The 16,509-nt window shown below is 55.1% G+C and carries 15 protein-coding genes and 2 tRNA genes; 16 read left to right on the top strand and 1 reads right to left on the bottom strand.

Annotated features, from left to right (window positions below):
• Positions 1 to 10: 10 nt before the first annotated feature.
• The 5 genes from Q0V70_RS04090 (at position 11) to Q0V70_RS04070 (ending at position 6,608) form a co-directional block, all read left to right on the top strand.
• Positions 11 to 2,758, top strand: a complete 2,748-nt coding sequence (locus Q0V70_RS04090; protein WP_297588688.1) for a M23 family metallopeptidase — start codon at positions 11 to 13, stop codon at positions 2,756 to 2,758.
• Between the two features lie 27 nt (positions 2,759 to 2,785).
• Positions 2,786 to 3,529 (top strand): hypothetical protein, encoded by a 744-nt coding sequence (locus Q0V70_RS04085; protein WP_297588686.1) that lies wholly within the window; start codon positions 2,786 to 2,788, stop codon positions 3,527 to 3,529.
• A 78-nt stretch (positions 3,530 to 3,607) separates the two neighbouring features.
• The gene (locus Q0V70_RS04080; RefSeq protein WP_297588685.1) at positions 3,608 to 5,491 is read left to right on the top strand and encodes a DEAD/DEAH box helicase; all 1,884 of its coding nucleotides are present in this window, start codon (positions 3,608 to 3,610) and stop codon (positions 5,489 to 5,491) included.
• Positions 5,492 to 6,224: 733 nt separating this feature from the next.
• Positions 6,225 to 6,297, top strand: a tRNA-Arg gene (locus Q0V70_RS04075).
• Positions 6,298 to 6,535: 238 nt separating this feature from the next.
• A tRNA-Arg gene (locus tag Q0V70_RS04070) sits at positions 6,536 to 6,608 on the top strand.
• A gap of 40 nt (positions 6,609 to 6,648) precedes the next feature.
• On the opposite strand, the gene Q0V70_RS04065 is transcribed toward Q0V70_RS04070, so the two are convergent.
• Positions 6,649 to 7,365, bottom strand: coding sequence for an HNH endonuclease family protein (locus Q0V70_RS04065; RefSeq protein ID WP_297588683.1), 717 nt, complete (start codon positions 7,363 to 7,365; stop codon positions 6,649 to 6,651).
• 88 nt (positions 7,366 to 7,453) lie between these two features.
• On the opposite strand from Q0V70_RS04065, the gene Q0V70_RS04060 reads away from it, so the two are divergent.
• From Q0V70_RS04060 to Q0V70_RS04010, 11 genes are all read left to right on the top strand, one after another.
• Complete coding sequence (locus tag Q0V70_RS04060) at positions 7,454 to 7,762, top strand: hypothetical protein (protein ID WP_297588681.1); 309 nt, start codon at positions 7,454 to 7,456, stop codon at positions 7,760 to 7,762.
• A gap of 1 nt (position 7,763) precedes the next feature.
• Positions 7,764 to 8,198, top strand: a complete 435-nt coding sequence (locus Q0V70_RS04055; protein WP_297588678.1) for a hypothetical protein — start codon at positions 7,764 to 7,766, stop codon at positions 8,196 to 8,198.
• 46 nt (positions 8,199 to 8,244) lie between these two features.
• On the top strand, positions 8,245 to 12,159 hold the full coding sequence (locus tag Q0V70_RS04050; protein ID WP_297588677.1) for a hypothetical protein: 3,915 nt from the start codon (positions 8,245 to 8,247) through the stop codon (positions 12,157 to 12,159).
• Between the two features lie 55 nt (positions 12,160 to 12,214).
• Positions 12,215 to 12,949, top strand: a complete 735-nt coding sequence (locus Q0V70_RS04045) for a hypothetical protein (RefSeq protein WP_297588675.1) — start codon at positions 12,215 to 12,217, stop codon at positions 12,947 to 12,949.
• A 59-nt stretch (positions 12,950 to 13,008) separates the two neighbouring features.
• Complete coding sequence (locus Q0V70_RS04040) at positions 13,009 to 13,257, top strand: hypothetical protein (protein WP_297588673.1); 249 nt, start codon at positions 13,009 to 13,011, stop codon at positions 13,255 to 13,257.
• Entirely contained in the window at positions 13,257 to 13,805 is a 549-nt protein-coding gene (locus tag Q0V70_RS04035; RefSeq protein ID WP_297588671.1) for a hypothetical protein, read from the top strand. The genes Q0V70_RS04040 and Q0V70_RS04035 overlap by 1 nt, the downstream gene beginning before the upstream one ends.
• Entirely contained in the window at positions 13,805 to 14,338 is a 534-nt protein-coding gene (locus Q0V70_RS04030) for a hypothetical protein (RefSeq protein ID WP_297588669.1), read from the top strand. Before Q0V70_RS04035 ends, Q0V70_RS04030 begins: the two co-directional genes overlap by 1 nt.
• 50 nt (positions 14,339 to 14,388) lie before the next feature.
• Positions 14,389 to 14,829, top strand: coding sequence for a hypothetical protein (locus tag Q0V70_RS04025; protein WP_297588667.1), 441 nt, complete (start codon positions 14,389 to 14,391; stop codon positions 14,827 to 14,829).
• A gap of 8 nt (positions 14,830 to 14,837) precedes the next feature.
• A complete protein-coding gene (locus Q0V70_RS04020) occupies positions 14,838 to 15,503 on the top strand; it encodes a metal-dependent hydrolase (protein WP_297588665.1) in 666 nt (221 codons plus the stop codon).
• A gap of 258 nt (positions 15,504 to 15,761) precedes the next feature.
• A complete protein-coding gene (locus Q0V70_RS04015; RefSeq protein WP_297588663.1) occupies positions 15,762 to 15,905 on the top strand; it encodes a hypothetical protein in 144 nt (47 codons plus the stop codon).
• Between the two features lie 2 nt (positions 15,906 to 15,907).
• On the top strand, positions 15,908 to 16,498 hold the full coding sequence (locus Q0V70_RS04010; RefSeq protein ID WP_297588661.1) for a nuclease-related domain-containing protein: 591 nt from the start codon (positions 15,908 to 15,910) through the stop codon (positions 16,496 to 16,498).
• Positions 16,499 to 16,509 lie beyond the last annotated feature (11 nt).

The raw sequence follows: 16,509 nt of genomic DNA, 5'->3' as shown, positions 1-16,509 counted from the left end.
AACACGACACGTGCCTGAAACTACCCCCACCCCCCACGAGATACCACAGTCCGGGCATGCGGAAAACATTACACCACCCGCATCCCCACGGCCCACACCTGTAGGCGGTGACGAATACGGGGCGGCAGATATTGCGAAAGACACCATAAACGACGGCAAAAACGTTGCTAAAGCAGCCGTAGACGGAGCCATGAAAGGCGGACTACACGGGGCGGCCATACAAGGAGGAATACAACTCGGGAAAACCACCCTCGAAAACTTCAAAACCACACAAGGCCGCAAACGGATAGCCATCGTCGCCACCGTCATAATACTCGCCCCACTCCTCGCCCTAACCAGCATTATCTTCGCAGCGTCACTACTCATCTACTCCCTCGCAGACGCACCAAAAGGACAAGAATCCATATCCAGAGCCGCGTTCGTCAACAACACCGCACTATCCGAGACACAATTCAAAACCGTAATCAGGGTAGAAAACGAACAGCATGTGCCGTGGCAAATATTGGCAGCCATACTATCCCGCAACGAAACCGGCTCCCCCGTAGACGCCACACCCACATTCGGTGGGAAAACCGCCGGACCAATAACCGGGTGCGCCCCAGGAGACTCAAAAAAAGAAAAAGGACTCACCGACGCGGCACTCTACCTATACAGGTGCGGGCATGAAGGCTTCCCGGACGTGAAAACCATACACGGTATCGGCAACCGTGCCGGTGTCGGCGGTGGAGATCATGAGAACGGGCGCGCCCTCGATTTTATGGTCAACGATGGACGTAAATGGGACACGCCACAAGCCAAACAGTTAGGAAAGTCTATAGTCCAATGGGCGCTCGGGAACGCCAAAACATTCAACATTAAATATGTTATCTACTATAACCAAATCTGGTTGGTGAGCCCGGATGGGACTATCAGACAGAAGGACTACAAACTCCCTTCCCGGGCGGCTGACAATGACACTACCCGACATATGGATCATGTGCATATTTCTGTGAGAGGCCCGGTGGACAAGAAAGCCCAATTGTCTGGTCCTGACACTAGCGCTGACCCGTTCAAGAAGACACCCAAGGCGAAAACTGCCGCGTTCGATAATAGTGTCGTGTTTGCTCCCGCAGTGTTCAACACTAATGTTGTGTTTACTCCTGTCGCGGGTGGTGTCCGTAAAACCGACCGAATCAGGCCAGACGGCGGCAAAAAAGATGACGGGTTGAGTGTCGGGGAAGGCCGCGGCCCCTACGGATTCAACAACCAGGTCAAACAATTAGTACCCGACAAGGTAGCAAACGATTTTCTGGCCGCAACCCGCGCCGTCGCCTACATTCTCAAAAACGGTGGCGGATACAACCACGACCACAACATTTTTGCCCTCACCTGCGAAACCATCACCAACAATCAAGGCACATACATGACAATGGACACACCAGAAAACAATGCGTGTGTAAAAAAACGCAGCGACGCGCTCATCAAAAATTTGCAAGCCCTACCTCTAGTAGGGATAGACAAAAATAAAGCCGAAAAAATTTATGAAAACGCCTTCGCCTGGATGCTCGGAAGAGACTACACGCCGCAATGCTCCGAATATCCCCCCGCTATCCCCACAGATCCGGACGAAAAACAGAAAGCCGAACAGGACGCTGTTGACAAGGCGACCGGCACAAAAACCCCAAAAAACCAAGACGCACCCGAAAGCAGACTCTCAGTCGGTTGGGTAGTGAAAGCCAAAGGCGGGAAAGGCGAAACATTCAAAATGAACCAAACCCAAGTCGACAACGCCACCGCTATCATCCGTGCCGCACAAAAAAACGGGGCAACCAGAGACGAACAAATCATGGCAATCATGACCGCAATCGTCGAAACACATCTTACTAATCTTCCCGGCGGGGATCGTGACTCGCTGGGCCTGTTCCAGCAGCGTCCTTCATCCGGGTGGGGCACCAAAGAACAAATCATGAACATTGAATATGCGACAAAAGCATTCCTAGGCATGGTCGGTCCCAAGGTCGGGCAGGGCTATCGGATAAACAAGCGGGCACAGAAAGCCACCACGCTGGGTGCTAAATGTCAGGCCGTACAAGGGTCTGCCTACCCATACAAGTATGCTTGGTGGGAAGAAGCCGCCACCATGATAGTGGACGCTGTGGGGGGCGGTGTGACGGACGGTTGCGGGGTAGATAGTTTGGGGGCTACCGGGGCTATGCCTGGCACGATAGTGTCGAAAACCGGTTGGACTTACCCGTTGAAACAGTTCAGGCGTATCACGTCAGGGTATGGGCCGCGCAACATTAGCTACGGTAGCCGGTGGCATCGTGGCGTAGATATTGGGGCGGCTAAGGGTGAGACTATTTTGGCGGCTAAAGCTGGCGAAGTCGCGGCTATCGGCATGGTTGAGGGCGCCGGGAACACTATAACTATTAACCATAAGGACGGGCATTGGTCCGTGTATAAACATTTGAGCAGGTACGTTGACGGTATCAAAGTGGGCGATAAGGTGGTGGCCGGGCAGCCTATCGGCTATGTGGGCGGTACTTGCGGCAGGAGATGCTCCCCTTATGCCCCGCACCTACATTTCGAGATAGGCACCAGGGGGCCGGCGAACTCGACTACTATTATTACGTATGCGTCACCGCCGCTAATCAACCCCATCGACTGGATGGCGGCTAACGGCGTGGATTTGAAGACCGGTAAGGTTACCGGCACAAAAACAGAGGAAACCCCCAAACAGGGCGAACCCACCCCACACGGTAAAGGCAGGAAACCGTAAGGTTCCTTGACCGGATAGGAGCGGACTGTGAATAAAAAGATTTGGGTTGCTGTGACTGTGCTTGTCGTGGTGACAGTGATTGTGGCTATTATGGGGGTTGTGTCCGGGTGGGGCAGGTTCGCTACCCCAGACACTCCAGGGCCTGTAGCTGCACCGTCTATAGATGACACGGCCCCCACTGTGCCTCAACCCGGGAAGGATGACGAGAAGGTCAACCCGGAGGATGAGCGTGCCCCATACCCTGGCGAAACTGTAGGGGATAAAAAGCCCGGTGAGTCTATCGAAACCGTGGAGAGCGGACACTTCGAATTGCCGGATGGTGTGAGCGAGCAAGACTGGGCTCAGGCGGTGGAGTCTGCAGAAAAGACCGCCAGCGACTTTATTTCCGTAGCCCTGTCTATGAACAAAAATTATGCGAATCCTTATTCTGGTTATCGGGCGGCTTACCGGAAAGGACTGTGCAGCAAGAAAATTGTTAACGACCATGATCCGGGAACGTTGAGCGCATCCGACAAGCGGGACTGGACAGGCATGACTGGTGCAGGTATCACGGCTGAGGCTAGGGCCGATTTGGATTCAACTGTTTTGGGGGACTCGGGTAAGGCTGACCCGGATAGGATTGTCCTATATATGTTGGTGAACACTAGCCTTTACGATAGTGGTGAACTGCATTCTACAGACATGTATGGGTATACAGTTACGGTGGTTCGTGACGGGGATAAGTATGTGGTGGATGAGTTTGTTGAGGGTGCGGAACCGTTAGGGCTATAGCCTGTTGCGCTGTGGTGGAGGGTGCGCACTTTTTGATGCTACCGGCAAGAACATTTTGCGCCCCACACGGTCACAACCATGACCACTCCCACCTGTATCCTGACCGGTACCGTAACCAGGCCGAGGCTCGTGTTCGACACCAACCCGCTCCTGCCTTACACGACACGAAACAGCAACAGTGAATGGGCGACTAATGTTTTGGTGGGTGACCCGCGTCGGCTACTGGCTAAATACCGGATATTACGTGACAGGCGGCTAGACGGGCACACTATCAGTAGTCTGCAAAAACCGTTGTTGGCCAAAAACCGGCGGACGGGGGGTTTGGTGGTGTTTCCTAGGTTCGCGGGGCGTGAAAACACGGCCAGAATATTAGGGCCGACCGCGAAATGGGACACCGACGGCTGGTTCACTATCACCCCTAGCCTAGCCAAAACCCTCACCGGGACAGACCTAACATTCACCGACGGGGCCAAACAATACTTGACACAGTTCGCACCCGAAATCCCCGACTGGTTCGGTCTAAACCTTTACGACTATCAACAGGAGGCGGCTAGTCTTGCCGCGTCCGGACACCGGCTTATTGCTGAACCGATGGGTTTAGGCAAGACCCGTATCGCTTTGGCGGCGGCGGCCTGCCACAACCCAGCCAGGCTTCTCGTAATAGCCCCACCGGTTATGGCGACCGGTTGGCGCAAAGAAATCGAAGAATCCCAAATCTGCGGGATAGGTGCGGAGATTTCCCTAGTCACGGCAAAAACCAAACCAGACAAAGTCACGCTGCCAGACCGGGGGACAGTAATCACGACGGATTCTTTGCTTGCCGCCCGACCCCAATTCACGAAGACCCTTCAAGATTGGGCTCCTGGCGTGATTATTGTGGACGAGGCGCACCGGATAAAGAACGGGAAAGCGAAACGCACCCAACAGGTGCGCGCCATCGCCCGCCACACCGACTCGCCCTGCTACTGTCTAACCGGCACACCCATGTTAGCCTCCCCAGACGAACTACTACCCATCCTGGAAGTAACAAAAACTATCCGATGGTTCAAAAACCCTGGCGCTTTCCTGCAAACCTACACGTGGAAAACCCCGTGGGGGGCACGCCTGCCACGAAAAAACCAACTCCCCAAACTGCGTCAAACATTGGATGCTCACGTTTGGGTGCGGCATCCGCAAACCGTGGTGGCCAATATTCCCGAAATGGTGTCCCAGTCAAAAATTGTGGATGTCGATTTGGGCGAATACCGTAAAGCACATAGGGAAGTAGTAGATGCGATACGCGCCTGGGCTAAAGATTTGGGTGTCGCACCAACCCCTCAGCTGGTTGACGAGTACTGTTCGGAGGCTTTGCCCCACATTTCGAGACTTAGGGTTGCGGCGGGCCGCTGCAAGATTGTGGCCGCTAAAGAACTGTTAGCAGACTGGCTAGATACCCATCCGGCGGGAGAGGATGGGCTGTTTGCGGAGCCGTTGATTGTTTGGGCACACCATCGAGAGGTGATGGACGCCTTGATTGAGACGGTTGAGGATATGGGAGTGAAAAATTTTGGGGTGATTCGTGGGGGGATGGCGACTGAGGATGTTTCCCGGATGGTGGACGATTTTCAGGAAGGGCGGCTACCGGTGTTGTTGGCTTCGATTCATGCGGCCGGAGTGGGGGTGACTTTAACACGGGCGACGGTGGCGATTTTTGTGGAGACAGACTGGACTCCAGCTATCGTGGCGCAAGCCCAAGCGAGGATCCACCGTATTGGGCAGACGCGGGATACGTTGTGTGTGACTTTGGTTGCTCCGGGCACGTTGGACGAGACGATTATGCGGATTTTGGGGGAGAAGTCTAAGGTTTTGACTCCTGTTTTGGGTGGGGGGCAGGATGTGCGTCCCGATGATGGGGTGGCGGGTGAGGTTCCGGCGCGGGTTGTGTTGCGTCGCCTGGTGGAGGACACCCTAGGTTTGGGTTAGCTTTTTGCCCCCACACGGTGTGGATACCGGGTAGGGGATGATGCCCCCACACGGTGTGTATGTCGAGAAAAGAATAGCGACCCAAGACGTGGGTTTTTCTCTTGACGATATTGTTTTGTGAATATTGGCGTGGAGCGTTTTGTTTTGCACGAGTGTCCCCAATTTTTTGGCGGGGGCGTTTTTCCTGGGTTCGATTCCTGGCTCGTGTACTGGACTGCCCCCTCTCTTTTCTTTTTTTCTGCGTGGTAAAAAAAAGAGGGGATGGTCTGGGGCGCGGCGAAGTGTACCGGACGGTACACTAATCCTATTTTGGCTTCCGCGAGTCTTTTTCGTTTTCATCTTCGTCTTGCGGGAGTCTTCCTCTCGGTAGGCACCGCGTCCCCTATAAGCCCTCGAAAACCGGAGTCCTTACACCTCCCTTCGGTTTATTGGTTATGCAGGTTCGATTCCTGCCGGGGGCACGGCTGAGGCTCGTTCCTGTCCTGCTGCGGGAACAAGCCAAAGCTACTCATTATTCAGTGGATATTCCAGGTAGGGAACGGGTGTCCCCTGTCTGGTGGCGCAACGCGAGTTACTCCTTTCATCGCCGGCACTCTGGACTGCCGAAATCGTAGCCTCGCCATAAAAGGCTACGGTGCCCAGAAAAAACGAAACAAGACAAAGAACAGTAAGGGATTGTCTACCGATGCCAGTCCAAAAACAGTCCCCTCTTTTTTCTTTTTCTTGTTTCGTACCCCTCATGGCTCAACGGATAGAGCAACAGCGTCCTAAGCTGCGGGTTGCAGGTTCGAATCCTGCTGAGGGGACGGCTCCCACAATCGTTCCGAACCCCGACCGGGAAAAATTAGGCAATGTGACGGCGTGTTATCTTGGGCCCACACCACACCAACACCCCCAAGATGACACCCCTGGCCTGTTTTTCCGGTAGCACGGGGAAAAGGGACGATTGTGGGGGTCTTGTAGGAGACGGGAAGCCTCCCATACAACGTGGCTTCCCCAGTCCCCTAGCGCGCCAGTCCAGTATGGGAGGCTGGCACGCGCATCCCCCTTGTGGCTCAATGGTCAGAGCAACGTCCTTCTAAGACGTGGGTTGCGGGTTCGAGTCCCGCCAAGGGGGCGAAAAAATTAAAGGCTTTGTGACCCCCACCAACGGCGGGTCAACAGGTTTTCAGCACACGTATTATTGCCTGTTTCTCGGCAGGCGTGACCCACAACCCATACTTCGATTTCACTTGCACTTGGCGGGACACGTAGGCGCACCGAAACCCCTTGTTTGGGGGTAGCCAGGTGGCTGCGTCCCCATCCGATTTAGCCATGTTCGCGGCCCCGTCCACCGCCAACAGGTTGTCCGGGTCGTTGGCCAACGCTTCCCGCTGAGGTTGGGATAACTGTTGCGCCCCGGTTTGCCAAGCATTACTCAACGCCACCACATGATCAATCTGTACCAGGCTGGAGGTATATTTTCCGCGCCTAAAACCAATCTCGACCCCCGTATAAGGGTCGTTTAGGGTTCCGGACAATATTACACATCCGCCGGTGCCTGGTTTCGATTCCACGTTTTTGAGGTCGCGACGCAATATATCGTTGCGAGTGTCGCATCCGTTACGGTCAATGTCTTTCCAGGCCGGCCCGAACTGGGCGCGATCATATCCGGTTTTCGGGGCACGCCCCTTCACCGGCAACATATCCAGTTTTTGTAGCGTTTCAGAGCCGCGCAACCCGTCCGCATCCGTGCGCTGCACCGTCCCCGGAACACCGGCCTGCTCTAACAGATTCGGCAACCTGATATCAGCCCCTGGAACACTCGGAGCCGCAACAGCCGCCCCCACAGCCAACCCTACAACCAGCAGCCAACCAAACTTTTTCCTCGCCATACCCCACAAGTCGTGTGCGGGGAAAAACCCCCGCACACAACAGTAGGTGACAAAGTAGCCAACTCTATTCAAGAAAGGTAGAAGAACCATGACTACTATCCCCACAATCGTCCCCACCGGCAACCTCGTCAACGGGTGGAACAAAATCACAGAAATGTTGAACCCGATTCTCACCCCGTTGGCGGTCGTGGGCGTAATCATCCTAGTCCTAGCCCTAGTGGGCTACCTGTGGTCCAAACGTAAAGGTGGAGGCAACCCACAACTCACCCAAGGCCTACTAATCACCACCGTAATCGCTGGTATTTGTGCATCCCCGAAAGTAATTATTCCCGCATTCCTAGCCATCTTCGATATTCTTATCGACGTCCTGGCCAAGTTCCTGCACATGATCGCCTAACATGGCCGACATCAACATCAACATCCCCAAGGTGTACACCCTTACCGAAATAATCGGTAAGGGTGCTGGGGCTGACCGTACTACAGAGGTTGCGACCTTCGAAATGAGCCGGCGCGCCTTCTGGGGAATCGTGGTCGGACTGTTAGCGGGGGCACCAATCGCCACCATGTTCGCGTTCTTCATCGGACCGTGGGCGATTATCGCCTTCCCCGCCTCAGCCATGCTAGGGGCGTTCGCGGTAACATTCCGCTCCACTAAAGGCATGCAACTGCGCCCCTACGAGCGGCTCCTTGTGAAAAGGAAATCGGCCACAGGCAAGATTCTGTACTGCGGTCGCCCGTTCAACCCGAACCTGGCCCAACCCTGCATCGTGGTGGAAGCTAAAGAATCCCCCGTGATTGTGGATTTGATGCAAACCAAATGGGCACCAATCTGAAAACCAATACTCATCCAACCTTATAGAGAGGGATAGGTAGCCTGTTATGCGGGAAAAACCTGGACTCGTCTCAACAATCATTCTCGTCACACTAGCAATACTGATAGTGTTGCCAGCCTATGGTGCCTACGCTATCCCCAACCAGCCCGCCCCCAGTACGGTAACGGTCGGGAACCTCCTTCCTGAAACCGTCAGCCAGACTGTCCCCAACATGGTGCCGGCAGAAGACTACTCCGACAAGATTGTTGCCGCCGACTCTGCCACCGGGCAACTCCTGCCACTCAACCGTTGGGCTGGAACAATGGGCGGATTCCACTCCCGCCGTAGCTTGCCTGTCGCCCGACCCCTCGAATCCGCCCAACTATTCATCGGCGGGACACTCATGGGGTTCAGCAACACTCTATGGGTTTTAGCAACCTCCCTAGTCGCCACTGCAGCCACCGCAGACATGACCACCGCCGGTTCGGCCCAACTCGACCGTATCGCCGCCACCGTCGGAGAAGGCATCATCGGCTCGGCAGGCGGCGCATCCATCGCAGTCATCTTTATCGTGTTCGTCCTCGGCGCGTCCCTATGGACCGCCCGACGCGAAGGCATGATGGCGATAGTGCGCCAGGTCGGCACCAGACTCCTAGTAATCGCCCTCATCGGTATATTCATCACCGGGTCGAGAGCCTCAACAGGTGGGGGCACAACCGGCACCACCTACCATCCCGGCAAATTCTCCCCAGCATGGATAACCAGACAGATAGACGACGCTATCGGCACTGTCGCCTCCGCTATCACCGAAGCACCCCTGAAAGCTGTTATGGCGCAACAAAAACGAGAAACCCAAAACGACCCGTTAAGCTGCCAAGCCATGATAAACGCGATGCGTAAAGACTACCTATCCAAAACTGGGCAGGCTGAGAAGGTCGGGGCAGCAATGCCGTTAGCCATGTCAATGATATGGGAATCTGTAGGCCCTAAAGCCTGGTCAATAGTCCAATTCGGGGCATCCCCCGAAGTACAACCGTATTCTGAACGCTCCTGGTGCCACGTGGTGGAAATGATGAGTAACCGTCCGCGTAGCGAACATGTGCGCCTAGTAGATAGGGCGGGGGCTAAAGGGGCACGTGCGGACGCTATAGCGTTCGATGACTCTAACGAAACAAAGATTGATATTGCTGCCGTGGGGTGGGCGGCCTGTACTATGCGGGGTGGTGGCTCATTCGACCCCGGTCATGTCACCACGTCGAAAGGGGCGAAACAAAACCCGGCCTATTTCTCCAACACATGCGCAGGACTTTTGGGCAACTGTAACCTTCCGAAGGCATGCCAAGAATGGTGGAACCCGCCAAGCACTCTACAAAAAGCCGAAACAGCAGTGAAAAGTATGCCGGTTATAGGGTGGGTGGCCAACTTTTTGGATCCGACAGCGGACGCAAAATTCGACTGGTGGGACGACAACGGAAAAATCAAAAAGGAAGTGAAAGACCCTGGGGCGGCAGAATATATTATCAGCCTGCATGGGGCCGGCAACCCTGGGGCTCCGGTCGCCGCAGGGCTAACCTATCTTTTCTCCGGCCTGTGTGTTTTTATCACGTTTGCCCTACTGGCGTTGGCGATTATCGCGTCGAAACTGATTCTGTTCATTATGGGGGTGGCCATATTTTTCCTGCTGGCTGCTACCTTGATTCCGACCGTGAACACGGGCGAGAAGTTGAAACAGTTGGCGAAAGCATGGCTGTCGTTTTCTATGATTTCGGCTATCGCTTTGACCCTGATGGCCATGTTGTTGATTATTACTCAGGCGATTATTGCTATGGGTGAAACCATGCTGTCTGGGTCGGGTGTGTTTCTGATTTTGTGGGTGGGTATGTCGCCTATGTTGGCTATTTTGGCGGTCAATTTCTTGTTCAAGAAGGTGTTTAAGCTGCCGAACATGTTTACCCCGAAGGGGGCGTTGGCTTGGGCTGGTTCTGTTGCTGGTGTTGGTGGGGCGGCTTTGGCCGGTTCGGGCATGGCGTCTCGTGCTTTGTCGCGTGGTTTGCATAGTTTGGAGCGACGCGCACAGACGAAGGCTTTGGGTAAGGTTATTTCGGGGGTTCGTTCTGCCGGGTCTGGGGGTTCTGATGGTGCGGATTCTTTGACTATAGGGTCTAAGGCGAAGGCTAAACCTACGGTTACTGGGGAGACTCCGAACTTTAATATTGATGGGGCTAAAGGGTCTGGCAAGATTGGTTTGGATGGTGTGGAGATTGAGGGTAGCCCGAAGATGTCTGCACAGGGGGCGGACGTTTCAGGCCCGGTGAAAGTCTCTGACGTGGAGGCCAAGTCCGGTTCTGCAAGCGAGATTCGTGCGGCTTCCGCCCAGGTTTCGGGCACAGTTGGGGCTAAGTCTGGCGAGGCAGGCTTGTTGAACGCTAACCAGGTTGAGGTAGGGGGCGGCTTGTTGGCGGCTCCCGTTTTGGCGACACCTGGCGAGACCAGTGGCAGGGGTATAGCCGACAGACTGTCTGGGTTTGTTGAGGAGCAGAAGATGTTTGCCGAAATGCACCCGAACTCTAACAGGGCCGTATTCATGAGAGACATGGCTGCGGTCAAAGAAAAGGCTGTGCGCGGCCGGGAGATTCTTTCTAAGCATAGTGTGGATGGTGTACGTGATAGTTTGCGTGCGTCCGCGCCGGCTCAGCCTACTAGCACGGGCCGGAAGATTGTGGTGGGGGCTAAGACTATTGGTAAGGCGGCTTTGACCGGGGCGGATCGCTTCGCCCGTCTGCCGTCTGTGGCGGTTTCTGGGGTGAAGACTGTCGGTAAGGCCGGTTTGGGTGTGGCTGGTGCCGGTGCGAAGGCGGCGGCTGCTACCGTCGCGGGGTCGCTGATTCCTGGCGTAGGTATGTTTGCGGGGCCGGCTATGGGTGTGAATTCGTTGCGTAAGTCTATGTCGAAGATGTCGGATGGTTTGCGGGAGCGTTCGGTTAAGGTGCGTAAGGAGCATGCGGCTTGGTTGGAGGAGCATGGTTTGGGTGTGGTTGGTGTGCCGGATGCTCGTCGTGTGGATGGGGGGCCTGCTGGTGGTGTTGGCGGAGAGGCCGAAAAATCCGGCGGCAATGCCGCGAAACAGGGTATGGATAGCCCCGACGTGAAGAGCACAACCCCACAAGAGACGGCACAAGCCGCGCCTAAACCAGACGCTGAACCGAAACCCGTGACGGAAGAAAAAGCCCCCAACACCGGCATACCGGTGGGAGAAAAACCCCGCAACAATGCTGTCCCCGAAACCAACACTACGGTACGAGAAAAAACCGGTACCGTCAGCCACGACAGTTCAAACGCTACCGCGACCGTCACCGGTTTCCTCGGCGACATGGCCGATACGCACCAGGAAAAGAAGCAGCGGGAAAACGCCCAAATCCAGGCCCATATGGATACCATAGCGGCCCAGAACTCCGGCAAACAGGAGGACGGTAAACCACGGGCGCAGACTATGGCTGAGGCTATGACCGGGGTCGCCCAGGCTGACACGGACACGACAGACCAGACGCTGCGTCGCCAACAAACCGAAATCGAAAACACGAAACAGGCGTTGGCAAACCAGAAGATAGAAATGGAAAATGACGCTAAACGGCTGGCGCAAGAAACACAGGCATCTGCTACTAATCAGGTTCAAGATGCTCCACCCATATTTACCCCGCCGACCCCGCAAACCCCACAGGCTCCAAGCGTTGAAACCGCACCCGTCGCGATGCCCGTGGTACAAACACCAGCCCCACAGCCACCGGTAGGGTCTGTTCCGCAGTCACCGGAGGTTCCGACCCCGCAGCCTACGTCACCCACAACCCAAGAACCGCAAACCCCCAACCTACCGTTATCTGCCCAACCTGAACCCCCCAGGTTCATGTCCAGGCGCGGACGGCACCACAACGGGGACGACCCCATAAAAGGGGCTGGAGAAAAAACCTCCAAACCCCAAGCATGACCAGACATTATCGGTAGACTAAACAGAAAGGAATAGGTGCATAGGGGCGATGAGAATGAACCAGAACCAGCCGAGAGACGAACACGGAAAATGGCGGCCTTTTGTCACCGACGAAGGACAACTCGACTTCACGTCCTTCCCCCGAAACCGGTCGGAAGGCTCACTTATTTACCCGCCGCATTGCTCTAATACGGAAGAACTCATCACGTTCTATCTGCAAGAACCCGTGCCCGAGCATGTTATCGGAATGGCCCGATCCCTCTACCGGCATATTCACGACAACTGTAAAGAAGTCAACGATTATGCGCGTGCCCAGATGGAGCAGTGGGTGAAAGATAACCCGCGCCCCGACCAGAAAAATCCGCTCAGGTATGCTGGCGGGCGGCATGCGGAAGAACTCCAAGCCTGGAACGACACCTACGACCAAGCCCAAGAATGGTACCTGCTACACTACCCGGACAACCCACCCGATTTGCCTATCTATCAGGCTCGTTCGCTAACGAAAATAGCCCTCGCCACCAACTATGCGTATAAAGAGTTTTCCAAAGAAGAACAACAACGATTCCTCGACGCATTGGTAGATTTCGATGGCGAAGTAGACACTGTTCGTAGTAAATATCGGCAGTATCTTTTGGGGGATCTTGGTACCGCGCTAGGACGCTACTATCAATGGCAAGGCTCCGAAACCAAACCCCAAATCCACGAAGACCTCACCGTCAACCCGCACATCAACAAAATCTATGCCTCCCCAGGCGCATACGGGTCCCTACGTTCCGAAGAAGAATTCTAACCCCCCACACGGTGACCCAAGACAAAACAGTCGAAAAAACAAGCACACAGGGAGTCGCCGTGGAAACATTCATCACCCTACAACCCAAAGACACAAAAACCCCCATCATCATCAACACAGCCCACATCATCGTCGCATATGTGAGCCCCGGAGGCACCACCCTAATGCTCACCAACGGAGCCACCATCCAAACCAGATACCCAATCTCAGCCCTAGAACGACACCTCAACCAGGTCGCCACCGTCTACTCCCTCACCCAAGAACACGCCCCCAAAACAGGAGCAAAAAACAAAGAAAGAAGCCGGTAATGTCCCAAGAAATATTCACCCTAATCAACATCCAGCCCCCCGAAGACCTCACCATAGTTTGGGACACGTGGGGGCAAGAATGGCACCTAGATTACGCCGCCGGCCTGTGGGTGCTACAAAAAGACTGTACAAAAGGTAGTGTCATGAAAACCTGGAGCGACCTAATGCTATACTTCGCGCCCCTATACGACCATCCGCCCCTCATGTACGACGAATGGACCCCCAACGCCCAAAACCTCTCCTACATATATGTGAACACCACCAAAGCCGCCGACATCCTAGAACACGTAGTCAAGTCCATCGACCGGCTATACGACACACCCAACCCGGCCCGTAACAAAACCAAAGAACCCGTCAAAGAAACCGAGTTTTGGGCAGAAACCCGTGGCGTAATCTCCGCAGCCTACAATGTTCTCTCCGTGTGGCGAAACATGATAGAAGACGGGCGGCACCCCGAGAGTCTCGCACCTAAAGAACTCGACCCGCCCCAACCCGCCAAGCAACAAAACACGCCCCGCCTGAAACTCGTAAAAAACAGTGAACAGTGATGAAAACGCCGCAACCCTGGAAAATGAGCCTGTTTGAAACAAACACCACCCAGGCAGGGGAGAGTGTACTGTATGTGAATCCTCAACAAACCTGGATCACTGACGGCTACACGTTCATCAACCCCAACCATGTGACCCCGGGGGACAGTTTTATTCTCGTACCGGCAGACTCTACAATGCTACAGTTGGATGCTACTGCGAACCTGCTAATCCCCGACCCGAACGCCTACCCTGCCAACACCGCGAACACGCCAGCCCCGCCACCGTTTTGGGCATGGTGTAGGGAAAACAATCTACAAGTCACGGCTAAACCATCCACCCAAGGGGCCCTGTTTCAAGCCATCTATTCTGGGCAGGTTATTGCTGCGGCCATCACGGACACGAAAACGGGGCCGTCATGGGGCACGCTCGAAAAATATGGTGACGATATTGTTCGCCTCGCCCAACTAACACAAGACACAAGACTGTTACCGTATGAGTCTTGGTGGGCGGCCGCAACCCTCATCTGGGGACAAGTCAAACAAAAACTGTAGCCCCCGCACACAAACACTCCTTCAGGAACCCTTTTGAAGGAGGAAAACCCATGATTGACCCGCACGGCAACCATCACGGCGATGATGGACGATTCACGGCAAAACCCTACCCCGCATCGACCGACCTCGACGACTGGGAAGAACAACTCTACACCCAGCAAGCCTCCCACGACCGTAACATTGCCGAACCCGCACTCGATGAAGGCATTGATCAGGGCGTGTTCGACTGTGTGGATGGGAAAGCCCTAAACGAGGGATGGAAACGGGAAAAAGTTTTCAAAGCCCTCCAGGATGCGTTCAACAACCTCGGTTGGGATCGAGAACTGGCCGAAGGTATGGGGCAGGTGACTGAAGAAAAATTCGGCTGGAGCGTGGACGATATTGTTCCTGATCTGATTCACGACCTGCGTCTCGACGATGAAGACTATCAGCGCGAACTAGCCGAAGAATATCGGAGCGAACTCGCCTACGAACTCAAATACGGAGACTGATAGTCGCCATGATGGGACACGCGCACGCCATATCGGGGGCCACAGCTGCATCGGTTGTGGCAGCGTTCCAGCCCGCACTCATCGCCCCCAACCCGCAAACCTACACCATGTCATGCCTGTTAGCGGCAGGTGCGGCAGTGATGGCCGACGCTGACCACCCCAACGCTAGGGCGGCGAAAACGTTCGGCCCTATCGTGAACATTATCGGTGCCGTGTCCGGCGGGCACAGGCATGGGACACACACAGTTTGGGCTGCGGGCCTGGTTGCGGCCGCCTGCTGGGGAGCCGGACTATGGACACTCCAAGTGGCGGGTGCGACCATATATCCGATAGGTTTCCTGGTCGTGTTTATAGCTATGGGGTTGGGGTTGGCGGCATTAACTGGGATGAACCGGTGGGTTGTTCTGTCTGTCGCTGCGATGGTGGCTGCGGGGGCTGCGGTGTTGGTGCCTGACCCGCTCTGGTTGACTGTTGTGGTCGGTGGAGGCTATCTGGTTCATCTTTTGGGCGACATTTTGACGACGAAAGGGGTGGCGGTGTTCCGTCCCCTCCCGCCCACAATACGTATACCATTGCTGGGCGATGCCGGGTCAATGCGGGAAGCTGCACTCGTCGTGCTGATGGCAGCAGTGTGGATTGTGTTGACATTTACGGTTATCGTGCCCGGAATGTGACCGTTTTTCAGGCGGGTCTTCCGAGGAGATCCCTCTTTAAGCTAGAATACGTGTATCTCGTCAGCCAGGTGCTGAAGGAGAATCTGGAGCCGTCCATCTAGCCGGGCGGCTTTTGCCATGCGGGCTGTGCCGACTGTTCCGGCTCTCGTTCTCTCTTACCGAAAATCACCCTTTGTAGGTCTTTAAAACTTCCCGAAAATCTGCCCGCACACAATAACACTCCTAGAAACACGCCAAAAAAAGCTAGGAGACACAATCATGGGCAAAAACACCGACGACCTCGACAATCGAAAAAACGAAATCGGCACCTACCTACACAAACACAGCGGAGCCCTATTCGCCATAATGATCATCCTCGCCATCATCCTCACCGTCCGCATCATCCTCACCGTCATCGCATAATCATGGGACGAATATATGGAACCCCCGGCGGTGGGCTACAACACGCCGAAACCTGGGCCAAAAACCAGCAAGTCGCAGACCTGGGCCGTGAAGGAGAACTCCGCACCGCCCAAATCCTCAACCAGAAAGCCGCCACACCCTCCGGCCCCACCATCATCCACGACATCATGATCCCCGGCCTCGACCCAAAATATCGGGCAAACATCGACCACCTGATAATCGCCGACACCCGGATACTCATCCTCGACTCGAAAGTATGGAAACCCGGAACCTACTGGACCGTGTTTTCTAAAAGTTTCCGCGGCCTAACCCGAGTGCCCCACCTGGACAAACAAACCATGCTCATGGGTAGAAACGGGGTAACAAAATTTTTGGCCGCCCACCGGCTGGACGCCACAATCGTCTGTCTGGTTGCTGCCTGGTCGTCCTCCAGCCAAGGACAGGTCAACACTATGTTCGCCCGCATGCCGGGCGCAAACATTATCCCCGCCGTCAGGTTAGATGGTTGGCTTGACCGTCACGGTTTCAACCGGCCCGCGAACCCGCTACTTGAAGGAACACTCGCCCAACTAACACAAAAACCCGCAAGATAGGGGGGAAGCAT

The sequence above is a fragment of the uncultured Mobiluncus sp. genome (assembly GCF_947087965.1).
Taxonomy (GTDB): domain Bacteria; phylum Actinomycetota; class Actinomycetes; order Actinomycetales; family Actinomycetaceae; genus Mobiluncus.
Note: the sequence above shows the minus strand (reverse complement) of the source record. Positions and strands in the feature narration are given on the sequence as shown.